At 75.3% G+C, this 23,845-nt stretch carries 18 protein-coding genes; 9 read left to right on the top strand and 9 right to left on the bottom strand.

Annotated elements, in window-relative coordinates; all coding sequences use genetic code 11:
* Positions 1-126 precede the first annotated feature (126 nt).
* The gene (locus J2S46_RS10600) at positions 127-1,005 is read right to left on the bottom strand and encodes a CAP domain-containing protein (protein WP_191290445.1); all 879 of its coding nucleotides are present in this window, start codon (positions 1,003-1,005) and stop codon (positions 127-129) included.
* Positions 1,006-1,220: 215 nt separating this feature from the next.
* Positions 1,221-2,711 (bottom strand): alpha/beta hydrolase family protein, encoded by a 1,491-nt coding sequence (locus tag J2S46_RS10595; protein WP_191290446.1) that lies wholly within the window; start codon positions 2,709-2,711, stop codon positions 1,221-1,223.
* Between the two features lie 320 nt (positions 2,712-3,031).
* Between J2S46_RS10595 and J2S46_RS10590 the strand changes: the two genes are divergently transcribed.
* The 3 genes from J2S46_RS10590 (at position 3,032) to J2S46_RS10580 (ending at position 5,902) form a co-directional block, all read left to right on the top strand.
* The gene (locus J2S46_RS10590; RefSeq protein WP_229912788.1) at positions 3,032-4,360 is read left to right on the top strand and encodes a sensor histidine kinase; all 1,329 of its coding nucleotides are present in this window, start codon (positions 3,032-3,034) and stop codon (positions 4,358-4,360) included.
* Positions 4,357-5,019: a response regulator gene (locus J2S46_RS10585; RefSeq protein ID WP_191290447.1), complete on the top strand. Its 663-nt coding sequence runs from the start codon at positions 4,357-4,359 to the stop codon at positions 5,017-5,019. Before J2S46_RS10590 ends, J2S46_RS10585 begins: the two co-directional genes overlap by 4 nt.
* A gap of 253 nt (positions 5,020-5,272) precedes the next feature.
* The gene (locus tag J2S46_RS10580; protein ID WP_191290448.1) at positions 5,273-5,902 is read left to right on the top strand and encodes a DedA family protein; all 630 of its coding nucleotides are present in this window, start codon (positions 5,273-5,275) and stop codon (positions 5,900-5,902) included.
* A 79-nt stretch (positions 5,903-5,981) separates the two neighbouring features.
* Here J2S46_RS10580 and J2S46_RS10575 read toward each other — a convergent pair whose 3' ends face one another.
* On the bottom strand, positions 5,982-6,590 hold the full coding sequence (locus J2S46_RS10575; RefSeq protein ID WP_191290449.1) for a nucleotidyltransferase family protein: 609 nt from the start codon (positions 6,588-6,590) through the stop codon (positions 5,982-5,984).
* A 129-nt stretch (positions 6,591-6,719) separates the two neighbouring features.
* Between J2S46_RS10575 and moaA the strand changes: the two genes are divergently transcribed.
* A complete protein-coding gene (gene moaA, locus J2S46_RS10570; protein ID WP_191290450.1) occupies positions 6,720-7,715 on the top strand; it encodes a GTP 3',8-cyclase MoaA in 996 nt (331 codons plus the stop codon).
* Positions 7,716-7,837: 122 nt separating this feature from the next.
* Here moaA and J2S46_RS10565 read toward each other — a convergent pair whose 3' ends face one another.
* Positions 7,838-8,794, bottom strand: coding sequence for a GlxA family transcriptional regulator (locus J2S46_RS10565; RefSeq protein WP_191290451.1), 957 nt, complete (start codon positions 8,792-8,794; stop codon positions 7,838-7,840).
* Between the two features lie 225 nt (positions 8,795-9,019).
* On the opposite strand from J2S46_RS10565, the gene J2S46_RS10560 reads away from it, so the two are divergent.
* Both J2S46_RS10560 and J2S46_RS10555 read left to right on the top strand, forming a co-directional pair.
* Positions 9,020-9,964: an NAD-dependent epimerase/dehydratase family protein gene (locus J2S46_RS10560; RefSeq protein WP_191290452.1), complete on the top strand. Its 945-nt coding sequence runs from the start codon at positions 9,020-9,022 to the stop codon at positions 9,962-9,964.
* A gap of 160 nt (positions 9,965-10,124) precedes the next feature.
* On the top strand, positions 10,125-10,874 hold the full coding sequence (locus J2S46_RS10555; protein WP_191290453.1) for an HNH endonuclease family protein: 750 nt from the start codon (positions 10,125-10,127) through the stop codon (positions 10,872-10,874).
* A 42-nt stretch (positions 10,875-10,916) separates the two neighbouring features.
* On the opposite strand, the gene J2S46_RS10550 is transcribed toward J2S46_RS10555, so the two are convergent.
* The 3 genes from J2S46_RS10550 to J2S46_RS10540 form a co-directional block, all read right to left on the bottom strand.
* Positions 10,917-11,753 (bottom strand): pentapeptide repeat-containing protein, encoded by an 837-nt coding sequence (locus tag J2S46_RS10550; RefSeq protein ID WP_191290454.1) that lies wholly within the window; start codon positions 11,751-11,753, stop codon positions 10,917-10,919.
* 151 nt (positions 11,754-11,904) lie between these two features.
* Positions 11,905-14,313: a glycosyltransferase family 39 protein gene (locus J2S46_RS10545; protein WP_191290455.1), complete on the bottom strand. Its 2,409-nt coding sequence runs from the start codon at positions 14,311-14,313 to the stop codon at positions 11,905-11,907.
* A gap of 125 nt (positions 14,314-14,438) precedes the next feature.
* Positions 14,439-15,557 carry an alpha/beta hydrolase gene (locus J2S46_RS10540; RefSeq protein ID WP_229912789.1) on the bottom strand — a complete coding sequence of 373 codons (1,119 nt, stop codon included), beginning with the start codon at positions 15,555-15,557 and terminating at the stop codon, positions 14,439-14,441.
* A gap of 167 nt (positions 15,558-15,724) precedes the next feature.
* On the opposite strand from J2S46_RS10540, the gene J2S46_RS10535 reads away from it, so the two are divergent.
* Positions 15,725-16,801 carry a hypothetical protein gene (locus J2S46_RS10535; RefSeq protein ID WP_191290456.1) on the top strand — a complete coding sequence of 359 codons (1,077 nt, stop codon included), beginning with the start codon at positions 15,725-15,727 and terminating at the stop codon, positions 16,799-16,801.
* Between the two features lie 46 nt (positions 16,802-16,847).
* Here J2S46_RS10535 and J2S46_RS10530 read toward each other — a convergent pair whose 3' ends face one another.
* Both J2S46_RS10530 and rox read right to left on the bottom strand, forming a co-directional pair.
* Complete coding sequence (locus tag J2S46_RS10530) at positions 16,848-18,899, bottom strand: CocE/NonD family hydrolase (protein WP_191290457.1); 2,052 nt, start codon at positions 18,897-18,899, stop codon at positions 16,848-16,850.
* 166 nt (positions 18,900-19,065) lie between these two features.
* Positions 19,066-20,526, bottom strand: coding sequence for a rifampin monooxygenase (rox, locus tag J2S46_RS10525; RefSeq protein ID WP_191290458.1), 1,461 nt, complete (start codon positions 20,524-20,526; stop codon positions 19,066-19,068).
* 740 nt (positions 20,527-21,266) lie between these two features.
* Between rox and nicT the strand changes: the two genes are divergently transcribed.
* Positions 21,267-22,400: a Nickel transporter NicT gene (gene nicT / locus J2S46_RS10520; protein ID WP_191290459.1), complete on the top strand. Its 1,134-nt coding sequence runs from the start codon at positions 21,267-21,269 to the stop codon at positions 22,398-22,400.
* A gap of 76 nt (positions 22,401-22,476) precedes the next feature.
* Entirely contained in the window at positions 22,477-23,757 is a 1,281-nt protein-coding gene (locus J2S46_RS10515) for a hypothetical protein (protein ID WP_191290460.1), read from the top strand.
* The last annotated feature ends 88 nt before the right edge of the window (positions 23,758-23,845 follow it).

Raw genomic sequence — 23,845 nt, 5'->3', positions numbered from 1 at the left:
CGCCCGTGCGCCCCGCCCGTGCGCTCCTCCTGTGCTCGCCGCCCGTGCTCTCCGCCCGGGCGTACCGGCGGGCGGTACGGGCGGAAGGCACGGGCGGGGCGGGCGAGGCGGGGGATGCGGGCCCGCTCAGCCGGCGGTGGCGAACACCTGGGTCCACCACGGGCCGCCGGAGCCCAGGGTGACCCCGACGCCGATCTCCTTGAAGTCGCAGTTGAGGATGTTGGCCCGGTGGCCGGGGCTGTTCATCCAGGCGTCCATCACGGCGGCGGCGTCCTGCTGGCCGCGCGCGATGTTCTCGCCCCAGCGGCTCCACCGGTAGCCGGTCGCGTTGATCCGGGTGTCCGCGTGATGCCCCTCGGGGTCCGCGTGGTCGAAGTAGTCGCGGGCGGCCATGTCGTCCGAGTGCACCTGCGCCGCGGACTGGAGCTTGGCGTTGACGGCCACCGGTGCGCAGCCGTGGTTGGCCCGTTCGGTGTTGACCAGCGCGGCGACCTGGTCGATGAACTGCGCGGCCTTGCCGCCGGCCGGCGCGCCGGCGGCGGGGGAGGACTTGGCGGGGGCCGGCGTCGCCGGGGCGGTGGTGGTGGGCCGGGCGGCCGGACCGGTCGCCGGTGCCGCCTGCGGGGTGCCTGCGGCGGTGGTAGGTGCGGGCGCGGGCGCGGCGCTGCTCGGCGCCGCGCCGGGGGACGGCGCCGTGGACGGCTGTCCGGCGCTCGCGGACGGCGAGCCGGTCGGCGCGGCGGGTGCCTGCGGTTCGGCGAGCTGGGCGGTGAGCAGCGTGTCGGGGGCGCTGGCGGCGCTCGGCCGGGTGTCCGGGCCGGTCGGCGGGGCGACCGTCGCGTACCAGCTCGCCACGCCGCCCAGCGCGACCGATCCGGCCAGCACCGCGAACATCCTCGGCGCGGCGGAAGGTTTCTTCCGCCGGCCGCGCCGGCGTCCGTGCCGACTGGCGGCGGTCCGGTCCTCGGCCCGGGCGTGACCGGTCACGGGGTGGTCGCTGTTCATTCGGGTCCACGTCCTCTGGCTCAGGTGTTCTTGCGACACCTGGGAGACCTGTGGGTGGCGGTCCGACAACGTAAATCCGGAAGAAAGATCCGATCGGACGGTGTCCGGGCCCCCGGGGGGGGCGTCGGCGGGGGTGCTACCGGGCGAGGGCCTCGCCGGGGCACGTCCGGCGGTCGTGCGTGTTCTGGCGGGGCGGGTCAACGGCGGGTGGCCGGTCAACGGCTCGGGGCCGGGTGGTGGACGCTGAGGCCGCCGTAGGCCGGCAGGACACCGGCCAGGTCACCGGGTCGGTCCCGCAGGACGGTGTCCAGGAAGGCGAGGGTGGCCGCGGCGACGACGCGCGGGCTGCCGGTGCGGCCCAGGGTGCCGACGATCGAGGGGACGGGCGGCAGGTACAGGGGGCCGTCCATGAACGTGAGGTGCGCCGCGCCGGGGACGGTGAGCCGGTAGCTCGTCGCCGTACTGGCGTCGAGGGCCTCGGTGAGGCGGGGCAGGTAGCGCGGGTCGGTCCCCGGGGTGATGTCCTGGGTGAGCGCGAGCGCCGGCTGGGCGAGCGCGGGCGAGGTGGGCCCGTGGGGGTAGCCGTCCAGGTCGATGACGGCGTCGAACCGGCGATCCAGCCGGGCCGCCTGCAGGGCGGCGGCACCGCCCATGGAGTGGCCGGCCACCGCGACCCGGCCGGTGTCCAGGCGTCCGTTCAACGGGTCGGGGGCCTCGCCCCGGTCCAGTGCCTCCAGCCGGGTGAGGACGAAGCCGAGGTCGGCGGCCCTGATCGCGGTCCAGCCGGCCGCCAGCCTCTCGTCCTCGTCCGGGTCACCGCTGGAGGCGGTCTCCGAGTCGATCGTCCGGCCGTCCGTGAGGAGGACGGCGGCGGAGTCGTAGGGGTGGTCGAGGGCGGCGACCAGATAGCCGTGGCTGGCCAGGTCCTCCGCCCAGGCGGTGTTCTGGGTGCGCACGCCGCCCGACCCGGGCGAGAACAGCACGACGGGGAACCGCCCCGCGCCGCTGTCCACCGGGGCGTCGAAGACCGAGTTGCTGCGGGCCAGCGGAACACCGTCCACCAGGAAGCCCGGCAGGCCGACCCCGCGGGCGAGGGCCTCGGAGACGGTACGGGCCTCCTGCTCGGTGCGTCCGAGGTACTGGGCCCGCCGGGCGCCCGCGGGGCCCTGCCGCGCGGGGTACCAGAGCTGGACCACGACCGTGCGCCGGTCGTCCGGATCGGCGGTGAAGGTCTCGGGGCGGAGCGGGTCGGTCCACTGCACCACCCGGGTGCCGACCGCGAACTCGCCCGACGGCTCGGGGAACACAGGGACGGGGAAGGCCCAGGCGGCCGCCGGGCCCGCGGCGATCAGGCCGGCGCAGGCCAGCGATCCGGGCAGGGCCAGCCACCAGCGGGCCCGCCACGGGGTCCGGCCGGTCCGGCGTCGCAGCAGGGGGAGCACGGCGAACGGCAGCGCGAACGCGGCGCCTGCCAGGACGGGCAGCAGCTGCCAGCGGAGCCCCGCCCCGCCCAGCGGGATCGCGGACAGCACCACGACCGCCCCCGCCGCGATCGTGACGCGGGGGCGGACGGCGGGGGGAAGCCAGCGCGCCGTCACCAGGGCGACGGCGCCGAGCAGGAGGAGCATTTCCAGGGGGGACATGGACGGTCCCGTGATGATCTCGGTCACCCGTCCATGCTCGGCGCCGGGCCCGCGTCGCCACATCCGTCCCGGGGCCCCGCCGGGTGCGACCGGGGTGGCCGTTCGCGGCGGGCCCCGTACGACCGGAGTGGCAATCGGGCCCGCCCGGCCGGCGGCCGCCCTGCGACCACGGGAGGTGGTGGGACTCCTCCTCCGGGCGGATGCAGGCCCGCTGGCGTCAGCCCCTGGGCGCATGTGCTCCGCGGGGCTCGCGGCCTACCGTGGCAGGGCCGCGTCGCGCCGGGCGGCGCGGGGTCCGTGCTCCCGCCGCCCGCCCGGGCGGTGGTGTGCCGGGGCGGGCACCGGACGGGGCCACGCCGGCGCCGAATCGACAGGGACGTGTGATGACCGAGGAGGCCGTGGAACCCGGCGACGTCCTTCCGGTGCGCCACCGGGACGGGGTGCGGGACCAGCTGCGGGACGGGCTGCGGGGTGCGGTGCGGTCGGCGAGGACAGCCGTACGGCCGGCCCGGTGCACCGCCACGGCCGCCGTGCGGGCGGTGCGACCGGTGACGGCGACGGGACGCCTGGGCTCCCGGCTGCCGCCCGTGGTGGGGGACTCGCTGGTGCCGGCGCTCCTGCTGCTCAACGTCCTGACCACGCGGGCGCCGCACGAGCTCCCGGCGGCCGCGACCCTCACCGCCGCCCTCGTGCTGCCCCTGGTACGGCGGCGCCGGGCCCCGCTCACGGTGTTCGGCGTCGTGGCGGCCGCGGCCTTCGTCCAGTGGCTGATGGACGTCCAACTGCCGGCGGACGTCGCCCTGCTGGTGGCGCTCTACACGGTGGCCGCGCGCTCGGACCGGCGCGGCACGCTCGTCGCCGGGGCCGTCACGGAGGCCGGAGCCCTGCTGGCCTGCCTGCGCTGGGCGCCGGACGGCGCGTTCCTGACGCCCTTCGTCGCCGTCACCGCGACGGTCGTCGCCGCCGCCGTCCTCGGGGTGAACGTGCGGACCACGCGCGCCTACCTGGCGGCCCTGAAGGAACGGGCCGCCCGCCTGGAGCAGCAACAGGAACAGCAGGCGCGCCTGGCCGTCGCCGAGGAAAGGACGCGCATCACCCGGGAGATGCACGACATCGTCACCCACAACCTGTCCGTCATGGTCGCGCTCACCGACGCGGCCGTCTACGCGCAGCACCGGTCGCCCGACAAGGCCACCGCCGCGATGCTGCAGATCTCCGAGACGGGCCGGCAGGCCCTCACCGACATGCGGCGCACGCTCGGCATCCTGCGGACCGACGAACCGGACGCGGAGCGCCACCCGTTGCCCGGCATCGCCCAACTGGAGTCCCTCGTCGACCAGATGTGCGCCGCCGGGCTGCCGGCCAGCCTCGACGTCCACGGCGGTCACGGCCACATCCCGGCCACCGCACAGCTCACCGTCTACCGTCTGGTGCAGGAAGCCTTGACCAACACCCTGAAGCACACCCCCGCCGGCACCGACGCGACGGTCCGGATCCGGTGCTCGGCCGAGGCTGTCACCGTGGACGTCACCGACAGCGGCCCCTGCCCGCCGCCGCTGCCCGCCGCCGTACCGTCCGGCCACGGGATCCCCGGCATGCGGGAGCGTTCGGCCGCCTACGGGGGCACCTTGCAGGCCGGACCGCTTCCGGGCGGCGGCTGGGGCGTCCGCACCCGCCTCCTCCTCGGCAGCGGCGGAGCGGTGTCCGCATGACGATCCGCATCCTGATCGCCGACGACGAGGCGCTGCTCCGGATGGCCTTCGGCACGGTCCTGGAGGCCCAGCCCGACATGGCACCGGTCGGTGAGGCCGCGGACGGCAGCCAGGCCGTGCGCCTCGCCCGGGAGCTGCGCCCGGACGTCGTCCTGATGGACGTCCGGATGCCCGGGACCGACGGGATCGAGGCGACCCGGCAGCTCATCGCGGTCTCCCCGCGGAGCAGGGTGCTGATCCTCACCACCTTCGACCTGGACGAGTACGCCTTCGCCGGACTGCGCGCCGGGGCCTCGGGCTTCCTGCTGAAGAACACCAGGCCCGAGGAGCTGCTCACCGCGATACGCAACGTCGCCGCGGGCGACGCGGTGGTCTCCCCGCGGATCACCCGCCGTCTGCTGGAGGACTTCCGCCCGCACATCCCCGGCGGCCGCGGCACCGACCACGAGGAGCGGCTGGGGCGGCTCAGCGCCCGTGAACGCGAGGTGCTCGTCCAGGTGGGCCGGGGCCTGTCCAACACCGAGATCGCGGCCACCCTGTACCTCGCGGAGGCGACCGTGAAGTCCCATCTGGGGCGGATCCTGCAGAAGCTCGGACTCCGCGACCGGGTGCAGGTCGTGATCTTCGCCTACGAGAGCCGCCTCGTCCGCCCGGCCTGACACCGGGCACGGTGGATCGAACACGCGTTCCACATGGGTGCGCGCGCCCGGGCTCCCGGGCTTCGTCCGGCACCCGTCCGCGCAGGTCAGTGGCGGGTTCGGCCCAGCCGGAGCGCTTGGGCGCCGGCGTCGGCGGGCGGAGCGGCGCCGGCTGCGAGCGGTGCGGGAGCGGCCACCCGGGTAGCGTTCGAGACGTGTCCAATCCTCCGGCGCACGAGCGCCCGGACCCTCGGACCGCCGGGACGGGGCCGCGATGACCTGGCTGCCGCTGGCCGTCGACCCGACGAGTGGGTCCGCCCTGCTCGCCGGGTTCGGCGCCCTCGCCGTCCTGGTGGTGACCTTCGCCGAGTCCGGCCTGCTGGTGGTCGGGTTCTTCCTCCCCGGCGACACGCTGCTGCTCCCCGCCGGGGTCCTCTGCGCGGCCGGCAACGGTTCCGGGCCGCACCTCTCGCTCTGGCAGGTGATGCTCTGCGCCGCCGTGGGGGCCGTGGTCGGCGCCCAGGTCGGCTTCCTGATCGGGCGCCACGGCGGCCGCCCGGCCCTCGCCCGCACCCGCAGCAAACGCCTGAGATCGGCCGCGGCCCGAGGGGAGGAACTGCTGCGCCGCTACGGCTACCGCAAGGCGATCGTCCTCGGTCGCTTCGTCCCGCTGGTCCGCACCGTGCTCAGCCCGCTGGCGGGCATCCTGGAGGTCCCCACCCGCACCTTCACCGTGTGGCAGATCGTCGCCGGGCTGCTCTGGTCGCAGAGCCTGGTGCTGGCCGGCTACTGGCTGGGCGCCGCCGTGCCGGGCATCGACCACTACCTGTGGCTGCTGGTCGGGGCGGTGGTGGTGCTCTCGATCCTGCCCCTGCTGATCCACCCCCGCCGCGACTCCCGCTGACCCCGGCCCCCCGGGACGCCCCGGCGGCGCGTCCCTGGATCGGCGGCCGACCTCGGAAGATCACGGCCCGCAGGCGGTGCTAGGGCGCGGACGTCCAGCGGGCGAGGTCCGCCGGGGTGTCGAGGTCGTCGGGGACGGCCACGTCGGCGCACTCCACCAGGGTGATCGCGGCCGCGTGCGCGGCCAGCAGCGCCCGGGCCCCCGCGTCACCGGTGGCGCCGGCGGCGGCCTCGGCGAAGTGGCGGGCACCGATCAGCACCGGGTGCCCGCGCCGGCCCTGGTACCCGGCGGCCGCGAGGTCGGACCCGGCGCGGTGGGCGGCGAGCAGCCGGGCCACGGCCGCGGGGGTGACGCCGGGGGTGTCCACCAGCATCACCAGGACGGCGGAGGCGCCCGGGTCCAGCGCGGCCAGCCCGGCGCGCAGCGAGGAGCCCATGCCGCTCTCCCAGTCGGGATTGTCGACAAGGCGGCATTCGGGCAGCCGGGCCTCGGCCCTGACCTGCTCGCGCGCCGCCCCCAGCACCACCGTCACCGGGCCGCAGCCGCCCGCCCGGACCACCCCGACCGCGTGCTCGACCAGCGGCCGGTCCCGGTAGCGGAGCAGCGCCTTCGGCCGGCCCCCGAGCCGGCGGCCGCCCCCGGCGGCCAGCACCAGGGCGGCGACGGGCCGCAACGGCTGATCTTCCATGCGCCCAGCTTGCCCGCCCGTCCAGGACCGCGCAGTTGTACGAATGCACAACACGATCCCGCAGGTCGCGGCGGCAACCAGGGTCTTCCGCCGCTGGATCTTCCGGGGTGCTGCGCCTGTACTGGGTCGATGGACACCGCACCTCCCCCGCTGGTCGACCGCTTCGGCCGGGTCCACACCGACCTGCGGGTTTCCCTCACCGACCGCTGCAACCTGCGCTGCACGTACTGCATGCCGGCCGAGGGCCTCGACTGGCTCCCCAAGGCCGAGGTGCTCAGCGACGACGAGGTCGTCCGGCTGGTGCGGATCGCGGTGCGGCGCCTGGGCATCACCTCCGTCCGGCTGACCGGCGGCGAGCCGCTGCTGCGGCGCGGACTGCCCGACCTGGTGGCCCGGCTGACCGAACTGGGCCCCGAGATCTCGCTCACCACCAACGGGATCGGCCTGGCCCGGACGGCGGTCGCGCTGAAGCAGGCCGGCCTGCACCGGGTGAACGTCAGCCTCGACACCCTGCGGGCCGACCGGTACGCCGAGATCACCCGCCGGGACCGGATCGCCGACGTGCTGGCCGGCCTCGCCGCCGCGCACGCCGCCGGGCTGGCCCCGGTCAAGGTGAACGCCGTCCCGGTACGCGGGGTCAACGACGACGAGATCGTCGAGCTGGTCGAGTTCGCGGCCCGGCACGGCTACCGGATGCGCTTCATCGAGTCGATGCCGCTGGACGCCCAGGGTGCCTGGGACCGCGACAAGATGATCACCGCGGACGAGCTGCTGGAGATCCTCGGCGCCCGCTGGGACCTCGTCCCGGTCGGCCGGCACGGCAACGCGCCGGCCGAGGAGTGGCGGATCGCCGGCGGCGACACCGTGATCGGCGTGATCGCCTCCGTCACCCGGCCGTTCTGCGGGGGCTGCGACCGGGTCCGGCTCACCGCCGACGGCCAGCTGCGCAACTGCCTGTTCGCGACCACCGAGTCCGACCTGAGGGCGCTGCTGCGCGGCGGGGCCGAGGACGCGGGGATCGAGGCGGCCTGGCGCCGCACCATCGCCCGCAAGGGGCCGGGGCACGACATCAACTCCGCCGACTTCGTCCAGCCGGACCGCCCGATGTCGGCCATCGGCGGCTGACCGTCCGCACGGCGGGCGTACCCGCCGCCGCCCGCGCGGCGCCCGCGCGGCGCCCCGGTGGCCGGGCGGGGTCGGCCGCGACGGCCGTCCGCCTCAGGTGCCGGTCGCGACGGCCGCCCGTCTCAGGACGGCCGGCCGGCCGCCCGGGCGAACTTCGCCCGGTAGGCGCGCGGGGTCAGCCCGACCCGCTGGACCAGGTGCCGTCGCAGCGAGTCCGCCCCGCCCAGGCCGCTCCGGCCGGCGACCTGTTCCACCGACAGGTCCGTCGACTCCAGCAGCTCCCGGGCCCGTTCGATCCGCTGGGTCAGCAGCCACTGCAGCGGGCTGACCCCGGCCTCGGCCAGGAACCGCCGGTGCAGGGTGCGGACACTGACCCCGGCGTGCGCGGCCAGCTCCGCCGAGGACAGCGGGCGGTCCAGGCGGTCCAGCGCCCAGCTCCTGGTCTCCGCCAGCGAACTGCCGCCGGCCGCCGCCACCGGCCGGCCCACCGACTGCTCCTGCCCGCCGTGCCGCACCGCCGACACGACCGTCAGCCGGGCCACCGCGTTGGCCACCGCGGCGCCGTGGTCCGCCCGCACCATGTGCAGGCAGAGGTCGATGCCGGCGGTCAGCCCGGCGGAGGTGAGCACCGGCCCGTCCTCGACGAACAGGACGTCCGGCAGGACCCGGACCGCGGGGAAGCGGTGGCCGAGCGCCCCCGCCTGCACCCAGTAGGTGGTGGCGCTGCGCCCGTCCAGCAGCCCCGCCTGGGCCAGTACGAAGGCGCCGGTGCAGATCGACGCGATCCGCGCGCCCCGCCCGGCCGCCGCCCGTAGGGCCGTCAGCACCCGGGGGTCCGCGTCGGCCCGTGAGCCGGACCCGGTCACCATCACGGTGTCAGCGCCGGCCAGCACGTCCAGCCCGTTCGGGACGACCACCCGCAGGCTGCCCATCGTCTCCACCGGCCCCGGGTCGGGGGCGCAGACCAGCACCTCGTAGGCCGGGCCGCCCGCCACCTCGGCCGCGCCGAAGACGAGTTCGGGGATGGACAGGTCGAAGGCCGTGACCGGGGGGACGGCCACCACGGCGATCCGATGCATGGCCAGAACCTCCGGATCCGTGGCAGCACGGCCACTGTTCCACACCGGCGCGCGGCCGCAGAGTGGAACCGTCCAGGACCGCCCGGCGCACCGCCGCGCTCCCCGCGGCGGCCGGCCCCGACCTGGCGCCGCCCCGACCCTGGCGCCGCCCCGACCCTGGCGCCGACCCTGGGCGGTCCCGTCCCTGCGCACAACTCCCCTTTCGCACCAGCTTCCTGGAGAGCCATGTCCCGCTACGTCGTCCTCGGCGCCGGATCGACCGGCACCGCCACCGCCCGCCTGCTGGCCGAGGAGGGAGAGAGCGTCCGGCTGATCACCCGGGGCGGCTCGGGGCCGGTCCACCCCGGGATCGAACGGGTCGCCGCCGACGCCACCGACCCGGACCGCCTCACCGCGCTGGTCGAGGGCGCGGCCGCCCTGGTCAACTGCGCGGCGCCGCCCTACGACCGCTGGAAGCAGGAGTTCCCGCCGCTGGCCGCGTCGCTGCTCACCGCCGCCCGGCGGACCGGCGCCGGGTACGTGATGCTCGGCAACGTCTACGCCTACGGGCCGGTGGACGGGCCGGTCACCGAGTCGCGGCCCCCGGCGCCGACCAGCGTCAAGGGCGAGCTGCGGGCCGCGATCTGGGCGGACGCGCTGGCCGCGCACCGGGCCGGCCCGGTCCGGGCGACGGAGGTTCGGGCGGGCAGCTACTTCGGTCCGGGCGCGCAGTCGCTGTTCCTGCTGATGGCCGGCCGGCAGCTGGCCGCCGGCGAACCCGCCGCCTACTACGCCGACCTGGACGCGCCGCACAGCTGGGCCGCGCCGGTGGACGTGGCCCGCACCCTGGTCGCGGTGGCCCGGGCCGGCACCGGCTGGGGCGAGGTCTGGCACGTGCCCAGCTTCGCCACGCTCTCCGCCCGCGAGCTGGCCGCCCGACTGGCCGCAGCGGCCGGCGCGCCCGCGCCCCGGCTGACCGCGATCAGCGACCGGGAGCTGGCCGAACTCGCCCTCGACGCAGCCCTCCTGGGCGAGGTGGCCGAGATGCGCTACCTCACCCACCAGCCGTTCGTGCTGGACTCCACCCGGACCGAGCGGGCGTTCGGGGTGCGGGCCACGCCGGTGGCGGAGGTGCTGGCCGCGGTCGCCGCCGAGTTGACCGGGACCGCCGGCGGGCCGCGGCCGGCCTGACCCGGGCGGGCGACGGACCTTTGGCTCCCGGAGCAACCACCGATGCGGAATGTGAGGTTCGACATGACGGCGGCGCGCCCCGTCCCGAACGCTTGACCGGGCGTGAGGCGGCTGGTCTGCTGGTGCGCCGTCACCCGCCGACCCGACCCGGGAGTCCACCGTGCCCGCCCGCCGCCGCGCCCTGTCCACGACCGCCGCCCTGCTGCTCTCCGCCCTGGCGCTGGCGGGGTGCACCGGCGACCCGACCAGCTCCGGCGACAGTGCCCCGTCCGGCGGCCGCGGCACCAGCCCGCTGCAGAACCCGGACGGCACCAAGCCCGGTCTGGCGCCGATCACTTCGGCGGCGGACCTGGGCGCGGCCCGCGACCTGATAGCCCAGGTGCGGACGGCGGTGGCCGGCCCCAAGGACGGCTACGACCGCGACCAGTTCGGGCCCGCCTGGACGGACAACGTCGACGGGGTGGCGCTCGGGCACAACAAGTGCGACACCCGCAACGACCTGCTGGCCCGGGACGGCCGGTCGGTCGAGCGCAAGGACGGGTCGGACTGCACGGTGAGCGCGATGACCATCTACGACCCGTACACCGGCAAGACCGTGAAGTGGTCCAAGACGCAGGCGTCGAAGATCCAGATAGACCACGTGATGCCGCTGTCCTACGACTGGCAGATGGGGGCCGCCAAGTGGGACAAGGCCAAGCGGGTGCAGATAGCCAACGACCCGCTCAACCTCGTCCCGGCCGACGGGCAGCAGAACGCCTCGAAGGGCGACTCGGGGCCGTCGGTCTGGCTGCCCGCCGCCCCGGCCGTCCGCTGCTCGTACGCCGTCCGCTTCGCGCAGGTCTCGCTGAAGTACGCCCTGCCCGTCACCGAGGCGGACAAGAAGGCGATGCTCCAGCAGTGCGGGGGCTGACGGCCCCGGTGCCCGGTGCCCGGCCCGGTGGTGGTGCCGGTGTCAGGACCAGTGCGCCGGGCGGGTCAGCGCGGCCGGCAGCCGGGTGGCGGCGTCGCCCTTCGCGGCGTTCAGCTGGGCCTGGGTCAGGAAGATGCTGCCGGTGAGGTCGGCGCCGCCGATCCTGGCGTCCCGGAAGTCGGCGCCGATCAGGTCGGCCCCGCGCAGGTCGGCGCCGGTGAGGTCGGCGGCGATCAGACAGGCGCCGCGCAGGTTGGCGCCGCGCAGGTCGGCCTTGCGGAGCCGGGCGCCGATCAGGTCGGCGCCGCGGTGGTCCTTGGCCTTGCGTCCGGCGGTGGCGCGGACGAGTTCGCTGGTGCGCAGCAGCAGTTCGTTGACGCGTCCGCGGTGCGCGGCGACGTCCAGCCCGGCGAGCTCCTCGGCGCTCTGCCGGGTGAGCCGCCCGGTGTCGTCGAGCGCCCGGCGGAGGTCGGCGTGCACCGTGCGGGCCGCCGGCAGGGTGAGCGCCTCGGTCAGGTACCAGAGCAGTTCGTGGAGCTGCCGGACGACCGGGAACACCTCGAACATCTGCCGCGAGGTCTCCGGGGCCTGCCGCCAGTCACGTCCGCCGAAGGTCACCTGGGAGACCTGCTGCCCGGCGCCGAAGCAGTCGTACACCGTGCAGCCCTGGAAGCCCTCCTGGCGGAGCCGGCTGTGGATGCCGCAGCGGAAGTCGGTCCGCAGGTTCTTGCAGGGCTTCCCGGCCTCCTTGCCGACCGCGAAGTCGGCCGAGGCCGCGAAGGGCAGGGCGACGCAGCAGAGCCCGAAGCAGTTCGAGCAGTCGGCCCGCAGGTCGGGACGGTTCTCGGCGGGTGCTGCGGCGGTGCGGTCCTCGGACACTGCGTGAAGGTCCCTCGTGCGCGGATCGGTGCTGCTCTCTCGCACGGATCGTATCGCGAGGAGGGTGGGGCGGACCGCTCTCGCGGTCCGCCCCACCCTCGTCCCGTCCGTCCGTCCCCGGTCGGCCGTCAGTCCCGTCGCGCGGGGCCGGTCAGCCGGTGGGGGCCGTCAGGTCGTAGATCGTCGCGCTGCCGACGGTCTTCGCGGTGTAGTGGGACGCCACCCAGGTGGCGATCTCCGAGGACTCCGACGAGCCGCCCATGCCGCCGCCCGCCATGCCGCCCGGCATGCCGCCCGCCATGGCGCCGCCGGTGGCGCCCGCCGCGCCGGCCGTACCCGCCGCGCCGGCGGTCCCGTTCCCGGCGTCGGCCGCGGCGGTGGTGCCGCCCGTCCAGCCGCCCATGCCGCCACCGATGAAGTAGTGGATCCGCCCCTCGTTCACGTACTGCTGGAAGGCGCTGAGGGTCAGCGAGGGGTCGGTGCCGTTGAAGCCGCCGAGGGCCATCACCGGCTCGCCGGAGGCCAGCTGGTAGCTGGCCTGGTTCTGCGAGCCCACCGCCGCCGCGACCCAGGTGTACCGGTCGGCGTCCTGCTTCAGCAGCGCCGCGAGCTCGCTGTCGACCCGGGCGCCGTTCAGCAGACCGCCCATGCCGCCCCCGCCGCCCGTACCGCCGCCCCGCCCGCCGAAGCCGCCCGGCGGCATCCCGGGGAGGCCGTTCTGACCGCCCGGCAGTGCCTGGCCGTTCTGGCCCTGCCCGTTCTGTCCCTGGCCGGGCAGGCCCGGGGCGTTCTGGCCCTGCCCCGTCCCGGGGAAGCCGTTCCGGCCCTGGCCGAGCTGCCCCTGCCGCTGGCCCGTGCCCGGGAACTCCAGGGCGCCTCCGCGCCCGCCGAAGCCGCCGCGCCCGCCGCCGGGGCCGAAGCCCCCGCCCTGCACCTGCGGTCCGGCCGTCACGATCGAGCCCGAGTGCCCGGTGGACACCGTGTCCACCGCGTACGCCGCCGGGCCGCCCAGCGCCGCCGCCAGGCCGACCAGCCCGGTCACCGCGGCCAGCCGGGCCGTCAGCCGGCCAGCCAGCAGCAGGGCCGCGGCCGCGGCGAGTCCGCCGACCAGCACCGCCCAGCGCAGCCAGGGCAGGAAGTCCGAGCTGCGCCCGAGCAGGACGTACGACCAGACCGCGGTGACGGCGAGGGTCGCGCTCAGCACCGCCGCGTGGGGCAGCCGGTGCCGGACCCGCCAGAGGCCGTCCACGCCCATGCCCACCAGGGCGGCGACCGCGGGGACCAGCGCCACCGTGTAGTACTGGTGGAAGATCCCGGACATGAAGCTGAAGGTCAGCGCGGTGCAGACCAGCCAGCCGCCCCAGACCAGGAAGGCCGCCCGGGCGCTGTCGGTCCGCGGGAAGCGCCGGGTCGCCCAGAGGCCGAGGACCAGCAGGATCAGCGCGGCCGGCATCAGCCAGGCGATCTGGCCGCCGATGTCGCCGTCGAAGAGCCGGGTGATGCCGGTGCTGCCCCACATGCCGCCCCCGCCGCCCGCACCGCCGCCACCACCGCCACCGCCACCGACGCTGCCGGTCTCGTTGCCGGTGATCCGGCCGAAGCCGTTGTAGCCGAAGGTCACCGAGAGGAAGCTGTTGTCCTGCGAGCCGCCGATGTACGGCCGGTCGGCCGCTGGGACGAGCTGCACGACCGCCACCCACCAGCCGGCCGAGACGACCATCGCCAGCGCGCCGAGGAGCAGTTGCCGCACCCGGCGGCCGAGGCCGGTCGGGGCGATCACCAGGTAGATCAGGGCGAAGGCCGGCAGCACCAGGAAGGCCTGCAGGGTCTTGGTGAGGAACCCGAAGCCGAACATCACGCCGGTGAAGACCATCCAGCGGGTGCTCGCCGTCTCGGTGGCCCGCAGCACGCCGTACGCGGCCAGGGTGAGCAGCAGCACCAGCAGCGCGTCCGGGTTGTTGAACCGGAACATCAGCGCCGCGACGGGGGTGAGGGCCAGCGCGCCGCCGGCCACCAGGCCGCCCAGCGGGGAGAAGCGCCGGCGCACCGCCGCGTACACCGTGCCGACGGTGGCGACCGCCATCAGCACCTGCGGGGCCAGGATCGCCCACGAGCTGAGGCCGAAGATCCGCACCGAGAGGGCCATCGGCCAGAGCGACATCGGCGGCTTGTCGACGGTGATGAAGTTCGCGGCGTCCGAGGAGCCGTAGAAGAAGGCCTTCCAGCTCTGGCTGCCGGCCTGGACGGCGGCGGAGTAGAAGGAGTTCGCCCAGCCGGAGGCGCTCAGGTTCCAGAAGTAGAGGACGGCCGTCGCCGCCAGCAGGCCCAGCAGGGCCGGCCTGGCCCACCGCGGGTCGTCCGCGCGTCCGCGCCAGGCGCGGGCCGGCAGCGTGCGCAGGCGCCCGCCCCAGGACGCCGGACCCTTCGGGCCGCGCGGCGGCAGGGCGGCGGGCGGGAAGATCGGGTCGACCGTGGCGCTCGCCGGGGCCTGCGGCGGCGGGTAGTTCGCAGCCTCGGGCCACGGGTCGCTGGTCGGAGGGAAGGAACTGGTCGTGGTCATGGGGATACGCTCGGCCGGGCGGCTGAGAGCATCATGAGACCCGGCTATGAGCGGTCTGTGATCTTGCCACGATCATGCGGCGGGGTGTCCGGAGCCCGCCGGGGCCCGCCGGTCCGGCGAAGGCCCTACGCCTCCTGGGGGACCGTCAGGTGCTTGCCGAGCCACTCCAGGGCGGGCGGGATCTCCCGCGTCCAGGTGTGGAAGTTGTGGCCGCCGGTGTCCAGGGTGATGGTGGAGAGCATGGTGGGGGCCTTGAACGCGCCCACCATGGCCTGGGTCTCCTGGTAGTTGTTCTCGTCGTAGCTGGTGGCCAGCAGCAGGGCGACCGGGGCGGCCGGCTTGTTCCGGAGCCGCCAGAGCAGGTCGTTCTCCTGCTTGAGCCGGTCGTCCCCGGCGAACAGGTCGCCGGTGGTCTGGTCGATCGGCGCCGTGTAGTAGCCGGACAGCGAGATCGCCGAGCGGTACGCGTCGGGCTTGCGCAGGGCGAACTTCAACGCGCAGTAGCCGCCGGTGGAGTTGCCGATCACGGCCCGCGCACCGGGGTCGGCGGAGAGCCGGTAGGTGGTGGCGAGCGCCTTCGGCAGGTCGGCGGTGAAGAAGGTCTCGACCTGCGGGCCGCCGGGGACGTCCATGCACTCGGTGTCCCGGTTGCCGGCGATGGTCGGGCGCATCAGCACCAGGACGGTCGGCGGGAGCTTCTTCTGCTCGATGGCCTGCAGGGTGGAGGCCGGGTACTGCATCAGCGTGATGAGCTTCTCGGCCGAGCCGGGGTAGCCGGCCAGCACCAGTGCCATCGGGAAGGCGTGCTTGGCGTACTGGGGCTGGAAGTACTGCGGCGGCAGGTAGACGTACGCCTCGCTGCGCAGGCCGGTGGCGGCCCCGTGCACGTCGATCTTCTGGATCAGGCCCGAGCGGTCCCGCACCGATCCCTGGGCGGAGTAGACCCGCTGTTCACCCATCACGGCCACGGCGGCGTTCGGCCGGTGGTCGACCACGGTGCCGGGACCGCCGTCGGAGCCGAGCAGGTCGCTCCAGGAGCTGTAGAAGCCGAAGTAGCCGTTGGCGATGAGGCCCATCGCGACCAGGACGGCGAGCTGGGTGGCGAGGAAGGCGCCGATCCGGCCGAGCCAGTCCTTCCAGGTCCGGCCGCCGAATCTCGGCCAGAGCCACATGGTGGCGGCGAACACGGCGATCGCCGCGACGACGGCGATGATCTGCAACGGGAGTCCGGTGAGCCTGAACACTCCCTGATCGTAGTGGACCCGTACGCGCGCCCCGGTGCGCGCCCCTCGCACTCCCGGTGCTGCCCCCGAGCGCCCCGCCGGTCCGGCGGAATCGAGTTGACCGGTATCGCGCGGCCCGGGACCATCATGACGGGGATCAGCACCAACAAGGCAACGGGGGGCCTGTCTTGGCCGAAACACGCGGGACGTCGACCAGTACGCCGGACCTGATCGCGAGGACCGCGCCGGGCGCGGCCGCGGGCAGCACGCCGGGAACCACCACGACCACTCCGCCGATCCGTACCCGGAGCACCCCGCGCGCGCTGGCCGCCGCCGCCCTGCTGGCCTCGGCGGCCCTGGTGCTGGCCGGCTGCAGCGGCGGCTCGACGGGCTCCGGCCCCGGCGCCGTGCGGACGGCCGCCGCGCCGCCCTCCGCCACGCCGCCACCCGTCCCGACGCCGACCCCGACCCCGTACGGGCCGGTCCTGGCCAGGTGGATCGGGCCGCTGGACGTCGAACTCGCGAAGCTGCCGCAGGCCGCCGACCTCATCGCGCTGGGGGCGGCCCTCAAGGAGGTCAGCTCCAAGGCCGTACTGGCGGGCGCCGGCCTGAACATGGCCACCGAGCCGACGGCCGTCTCCGCCGCGCACGGGCAGCTGGTGGCGGCGCTGAAGGCACTGAGTGCCCACATCGACACGGTCCAGGAGGAGATCCACAGCGGCAAGTACTGCGCGACCGGCTCCGCCCTCGCCCGTTTCGGCCAGGCCGAGGCGCTGACGACCATTCCGGCGGCGCTGGCGACCCTGGCCGCGGCCGGCTACCCGGCGAGCCTGACCGTGCCGCCGACCGGCCAGCTGCAGCAGCGGGCGCTCGACAACGGCGCCATGGTCCGCGAGGGCAGCCTCGACGGCCGGGGCGAGCTGAGCATCGAGAACGGCGGCAGCGGCGACGCGGTGCTCTCGCTCGCCAAGGACGGCAAGTCGGTCCACTCGATCTACGTCGGGAAGGGCCAGACCGCGAAGTTCAAGGGCATCGAGGACGGCACCTACGAGGTCTTCTTCGCGGGCGGCTCCGACTGGGATCCTGCCGCCAAGGCCTTCACCCAGGACTGCGACTTCAGCAAGTTCGACGAGCCGTTGGACTTCAAGACCACCCGGACGTCCTCCGAGATCCGCTGGAGCACCTGGACACTCAGCCTGCAAGCGGTGGTCGGCGGCAACGCCAGGACCACGGACGTACCGGCGGGCTCCTACCCGCTGCCGTGACGGCGCGCGGGCCGGCCCCCACCCTTGCGGGGCCGGCCCGTCGGCGTCAGGGCGCCTCGCGGGGCACCCGGCGCTCCCACTCCCGGCTGAACACCACCGAGCCGGCCTCCAGCACGCTCACCTGGTTGCGGGCGATGAGGTGGGTGGCGTCGCAGTCGAGCCGGGAGCGGGTCCGGACGGTGACGTCCCAGCCGATGTCCGGTCGCTCCAGCCGGACGGTCCGGTCGGTGCGGGCGCCGGCGCCGAGCGGGTCGCCGGAGAGGATCCGGTACGCCTCGACGGTCCGTTCCTCGTGGACCAGGCCGTCGGGATGGATCAGCGGGCCGCCGAAGCCCGGGTCCAGCTCCAGGCGCCACTCGCCGGTGGCGACGTCCCTGATCACCAGGCGCTCCGGGCGGCTGGTCAGCGGTTCGGGGCGACGGACGTCCGGCGGCGCGGCCTGCTCGGGCGGTCCGAAGGCGACCGGCGCGCTGCCCGCGTCGGCGGCGAGGTGGCGGACGGGGAGGGTCAGGGCGCTGCGGGACGGGTCCAGGTCGAAGCCCTCGTCCTGGGGCTGCGGCCAGATCCACGGCCAGTAGGCGGAGGACAGCGCGAGGCGCAGGTGGTGGCCGGGCGGCACGGCGTACCCGGTGCCGGCCAGGTCGACGGTGACGTCCACCGTGGCGTCCGGGCCGCCGCCGGGCGCGCCCGCGGGCGGCGGGCCGCCGTCCCGGCCGGGGGCGAGGGCGAGCACGCCGCGGGTGATCAGTGCCGAGGTGCCGTCCGGCGCGACGTCGCAGAGCCGGGCCACCACCTGTCCGCGGGGGCCCCGGCCGCGCAGCCGCAGCCGCAGCGCGGGCCGGCCGAGGATCTCCACCGGCTCGGGGAGCGGCGTGGAGTCGAAGCAGACCGAGCGGCCGTCCTCCTCCCGCTGGTCGGGCGGCAGGTCGGCGGCGCTGCCGGCCGGGTGCGGGCTCCCGGCGTCCACCCCGGTGTGCTGCGGGGAGCGGACATGGACGAAGCGGTCCTCGGAGGCGGTACCGGCGGTGCGCAGCGCGGTGTCCAGGCCGTAGTGGATCTCGCGGACGTCGGGGGAGGGCCAGGACTCCTCGCCGCACCAGCGGCCCGGCCGGTCCCCGTCCCCGGCGGGCGGCCCGGACCCGTCGATCCAGCTGCGCAGCGCCGGCTCGGCGAGCACCCCGGTGTCGGTGCCCTTGAGCCAGTGGTCCCACCAGCGCAGGGTCTCCTGCAGGAAGCCGATCGCGGGGCCGGGCGGCAGGCCCTGGTCGGGGTACTGCTGCGCCCAGGGGCCGATCAGGCCGCGGACGGGGGCGGCCAGCTGCTCGACCAGCCGGAGCACGGTGTCCCGGCCGGGGGCCGCCCAGCCGGCCACGGCGAGCACGGCGGCCTCGATCGCGCGGTACTCGGGACCGTCCGGGCCCGGGGGCGGGGGCTGCCCGCCGGTGCGGTGGGTGAGCCAGGAGTGGACGGGGGGTTCGAGGGCGGCCAGCCGGTCCAGCCACATCCGGCGCCAGTCCTCGCCGACGTACCGCGGGTCGGGCGGGCAGGCGGCCAGGGACAGCAGGCCGGCGGACCGGGCGTGGGTGCCGGCGGCGAGCAGCGCTCCGCCCAGGTGGTGGGCCTCGCCGTCCCGCCGGCCGTCGTCGGCGCAGACGGCGACCACGGCCTTGAGCGCGGGCGGTGCCAGCGCGGCGATCCGCAGGGCGGTGGAGCCGCCCCTGGCCAGGCCGAACATCCCGACGCTCCCGCTGCACCAGGGCCGCGCGGCCAGCCACCCGACGACGGCGACGCCGTCCGCGAGCTCCTGCGCCGAGTACTCCTCGCCGGGCAGCCCGCCGGAGTTGCCGTGGCCCCGGACGTCGACCCGGACGGAGGCGTAGCCGTGCCCGGCGTACCAGGGGTGGCGCTCGGTGTCGCGGGCCGCCGTCCCGTCGCCGAGCCGGCCGGGCAGGTACTCCAGCAGGGCGGGCACGGCCTCCTCGGTCACCGGGCGCCAGATCCTGGCGTGCAGCTCGACCCCGTCCGCCAGCGGGACGCGCACGTCCTCCCGGACGGTCCGGTACGGGTAGGACGCCGGGTGCTGCGCGGTCTGCGGCATGGCCCCTCCTCGGTGTCACGGGCAGGGTCACCGTGCGGGCGGGCCGGCTCGGGGGCCGCCCCGCCCACCGGGTGGTCAACCAGAATCAGACAATAGTGGAGGGAATGTCCGATTTCCTGATGGCCCATGACGCCCGGGCGGGCCGGCGGCCCCGGCGCGGACCCGCTCAGCCGGTCGGGGCGCCGAACCACCGGGGGAGCACGCCGAGCAGCTCCCGCCGGTCGTCGCCGGCCCAGGCCACGTGACCGTCCGGCCGCAGCAGCACCGCCGGCACGTCCAGCTCCTCGCTGCCGTCGACGACGTGGTCGACCCGGTCCGCCCAGCCTTCCACCGAGAGCCGGCCGGTCCGGTCGAGCAGCAGGCCCCGGCCGGTGTGCATCAGGCCGTAGAGGCGCCCCCGCTTCAGCGCGAGGTCCCGCATCCGCCGGCCGAGCAGCCGGTGCCCCTCGCCGAAGTCGTAGCGGACGGCGATCCCGGTGATCTTCTCGATCAGGTGGTGGTTGACCTCCTCGAACTCCATCAGCTCCGCCAGCAGCCGGCGCACGGCCCGGGGGCCGGGCTCGGTCGACATCAGCTGGATCTGCGCCCGGGTGTTCTCCAGCACCTCGGCGGCCACCGGATGCCGCTCCTCGTGGTAGCTGTCCAGCAGCCCCTGCGGCGCCCAGCCGTTGATCTCGGCCGCCAGCTTCCAGCCGAGGTTGAAGGCGTCCTGCACGCCCAGGTTGAGGCCCTGGCCGCCGGTCGGCGGGTGGATGTGCGCCGCGTCCCCGGCGAGCAGCACCCGGTCGACCCGGTAGCGCTCGGCCAGCCGGGTGGCGTCGCCGAAGCGGGAGAGCCAGCGCGGCGAGTGGACGCCGAAGTCGGTGCCGGCGTACGCCCGCAGCTGCTGCTTGAACTCCTCCAGGGTCGGCGCGGCCGTCCGGTCCTCGGCGACCCCCTCGGCGGGCACCACGACCCGGTACAGCCCGTCCGGCATGGGCCCGAGGCCGAACCGCAGCTGGGTCTTGCGGACCTCGGCCACCACGGTGGCCACCGTCTCGGCCGGCGCGTCCGCCGCCATCACGCCCAGCAGCGTCTCGACCCGGGAGGGCTCACCGGGGAAGCCGACACCGAGCAGCTTGCGCACCGTGCTCCGGCCGCCGTCGCAGCCGACGACGTACCGCGCGCGCAGCCGGGTGCGTCCCCGGCCGTCCGCGGCTCCGTCCGCGCTGCGGTCGGCCAGCTCGACGGTCACCCCGTGCTCGTCCTGGCTCAGCCCGACGAGTTCGCAGCCGCGCCGGATCTCCGCACCGGCCTCGGTGGCGTGCTCGGCCAGCAGTCGCTCGGTGACCTCCTGCGGGATGGCCAGGACGTAGGAGTGCGCGGTGTCCAGCCCCTCGGGCCAGGAGGTGCCGAGGCCGGCGAAGAAACCGCCGACGGTGAACTTCCGGCCGAGCGGGAGGAACCGCTCCAGCAGGCCGCGCTGGTCCATCACCTCGACGCTGCGCGCGTGCAGCCCCTGTGCGCGGGACTGCTCGGTCGGCTCCGTCTCCTTGTCCACGACGAACACCCGCACGCCGTGCAGCCGCAGCTCGCCGGCCAGCATCAAGCCGGTCGGTCCACTGCCGGCAACGATCACGTCAATCATCAGAACCGCCCCGTTCGACACCATGTCCGTTCGGCCGGTGCTCGGCCCGGCCCGGTGGCGGGCACCCCGCGCGGGGTGCTTCCCGCGCGTCGTACCCCCACCGCACCGTGGGATCCGTACCGCGTCAAACCGACGGATACGTCGCGAATCCCTGATTTCGGCCGATTCCGGCTTCGGTGGACGATTCTGCGGCATGACGGGGGCCTTGCCGCAAGGCCCCCGGTGGGCTATATGTTGAGAGTGGCAAGGAGTGGTCGTACTCCTTGCCTTTGTTTTTTCCCGCCGCCCGTCGCGGACGGCGGAGCCCTCCCGGGGAGCCCTCCCGGGAGGCGCCGCGGGGCCCGGCCGGACGCCTTCGGGGCGGGCCGGATCCGCCCCCGGCCCGCCGGTCCCGATCGGGCCGCTCCTGCCCTGCCCTGCCCTGCCCTCTTCGGACAGTCCCGGGGCGGGCGTAATGACGAGTAGTCATCTTCCCCTTCACCGCGTGGAGTCGGGATCCCGGCGGCTGGGCGTCCGTGCGCGGCGCCGGAGTGCGGCCCCGGAGCGGGCGCGGGTGCCGGCAACTCCGAAAGGCTTCGGGAAGCACGGGATTCGCTCCGCCCATGACCGGGGCCGGGCATTCTCCGCAGCGGATGCCTGGTCCGATTAATTGCACATGACTTGCAAGTACTTCCCCGAAGGGGGAAAAATGGTCCAGCTCTTCCCTGCCCTCCCCGCCCGTTCCCCGAGAGGACGCCGCCATGACCAGCGCGCCCCCAGTCACCCAGGTGGCCCCCGCTATCAGATGGCGCGACCGGCTCACCCGCGACGAGTGGATACGCCTGGCCGGCATGGGCGGCTTCGTCCTCGCCCTGCACGTGATCGGCTGGTTCACCCTGCTCGCGGTCATCGCGCCCAAGCACTACGACGTCGGCGGCCAGGTCTTCGGCGTCGGGATGGGCCTCACCGCCTACACCCTCGGGATGCGGCACGCCTTCGACGCCGACCACATCGCCGCCATCGACAACACCACCCGCAAGCTGATGGGCCAGGGCAAGCGCCCGCTCTCGGTCGGCTTCTGGTTCTCGCTCGGCCACTCGTCGATCGTCTTCGGGCTCTGCGCGCTGCTCGCCTTCGGCATCCAGTCCCTGGCCGGCCAGGTCGAGTCCGACGACTCCACCCTGCACACCGCCACCGGTCTGATCGGCGTCACCGTCTCCGGCGTGTTCCTGGTGCTGATCGGCCTGATCAACCTCGGTGCCTTCAACGGCATCCTCAAGGTCTTCCGCAAGATGCGGCAGGGCGAGTTCGACGAGGCGGAGCTGGAGCGCCAGCTCGACAAGCGCGGCTTCATGAACCGCATCCTCGGCCGCGTCACCCGGGCCGTCACCAAGCCCTGGCACATGTACCCCGTCGGCCTGCTCTTCGGCCTCGGCTTCGACACCGCCACCGAGGTCTCGCTGCTGGTGCTGGCCGGCGGCGCGGCGGCCTTCTCGCTGCCCTGGTACGCGCTGCTGGTGCTGCCCGTCCTGTTCGCCGCCGGCATGAGCCTGCTGGACACCATCGACGGCTCGTTCATGAACTTCGCGTACGAGTGGGCCTTCTCCAAGCCCGTCCGCAAGATCTACTACAACCTCACCGTCACCGGCCTGTCCGTGATCGTCGCCCTGGTCATCGGCGTGATCGAGCTGGTCGGGCTGCTCGGCGAGAAGCTCGACATCACCAGCGGCCCGGTCGCCTGGGTCGGCGAGCTGGACCTCAACCTGGTGGGTTACGCCATCGTCGGCCTGTTCGTCCTCACCTGGGCCGGCGCGCTGGCGTTCTGGAAGTTGGGCAAGGTCGAGGAGAAGTGGTCGGCCGGGCTGGACAAGGCGGCGGCCTCCGCCGCCGACTGACGCCCGTACGGCTCCGCCGCCGGCCCCCGTCGTCCCTGGTGACGGCGGGGGCCGGGGCGTTTGGCATGCTGGCCCGATGCCCCAGAACGAACCCGCCGCCGCCCTCGACCGGATCAGCGCGTCGATCCGGCTGCGCAGTGATCCGGCGGCCGTGGCCCGGCTGGTCCGGGAGCTGCTGCCGGGGCTGTCCCCGGCCGAGGCGGCCCGGCTGGAGGGTGCCGGGCGCCGGACGTGGGCCGTCGCGCCGGCGCCGGCCGCGCCGGCGGGTGCCGGCCGGCAGCTCGCGGTGGCGGGCGCGCTCTTCGGCAGCGTCGGGGGGACGGTCCCTGCCGGCGGGGCCGAACAGGTCGCGCGGGCCGTCCGGTTCGGCGGGCGGGAGATCGGGCGTCCGCCCGGTGCGGCCGACTTCCGCGAGCGGCTGAACCGGGAGGCCCGGGCGGCGGCGGGCCTCGGGGGCCTCTCCAAGCGGCAGTACAACAAGCGGTTCCGGCTCCTCCGGCGACTGGAGGCCAAGCAGGAGGTGCTGGAGCTCGCGGAACGCGAACGCCGGGCGGCCGCCCTCGCCGAAACCGGGCTGCTCTCCCTGCTGGACGCCGCGCGGCCGACCGGTGACCTCGCCACGGCCTGCCTGATCGCCTTCCAGGCCGCGCGCCGGCACTGCGACCCCGATGTGACCGGATGGCTGAGCCGGCGGGCCGGGCACCGGGTCACCGAGCTGCTCCTGGCCCGCGCGGCGGCCTCGCCCGGTACGGACTGGTGGGCCCTCGCGCACGTGCACCCCGTCCGGGAGGTGGTGACCCGACTGACGGAGCATCAGCGGGGCCTGCTGGCCGGCCGCTGGTCGGCCGGCCTCCGGGAGACCGCCGCGCTGCTGGAGCGCGCGCACGGGCGCTGCTCGATCGAGCCGACCGCCATGTTCGCGCGCCCGGGCGACGACGCGTACGCGTGGAACCTGGCGGCGAGGGCCTGGAACGCGGCCCGGGTGCAGTACCTGGAGGTGCTGGAGGCCCTGGGCGCGCAGGAGGTCCTCGGCCGGGTCTGCCCCGGGCAGGTGGCGTGGCTGGACGTGATCGAGCCGGAGTCCTGGCGGAGGTGGGTGAGCGACCGGAAGTTCCGTGAGATCGAGGTGTGGGCCGGGCTGCCGCTGCCCTGGCAGGTGCTGGCCGGCACGGAGGACTGCCCGGCGGAGCTGGTGGAGCGGGTGTGCCGGCGGCACGGGGTGGACCCGGTGAGGACCGGCTGGACGACGGGTCGGGCGCGGTGGGCCGCCCCCGCCGGCCGGCTGACGGCCGCGTTCGTGGACGGCGTGGCCGAAGCGGATCCGGTGCTGGCACGCGTCCTGCGCGCTCGGGCTTGACCGGCGCCACCGTCGGGCGGCAGGCTGCCGGGCAGTCCCCGGGTGTAGCTCAGCGGTGGAGCGCCTGTCAGCAAAGCGGGTGGCCGCA

Source organism: Kitasatospora herbaricolor (assembly GCF_030813695.1).
GTDB classification, from domain to species: Bacteria; Actinomycetota; Actinomycetes; order Streptomycetales; family Streptomycetaceae; genus Kitasatospora; species Kitasatospora herbaricolor.
Note: the sequence above shows the minus strand (reverse complement) of the source record. Positions and strands in the feature narration are given on the sequence as shown.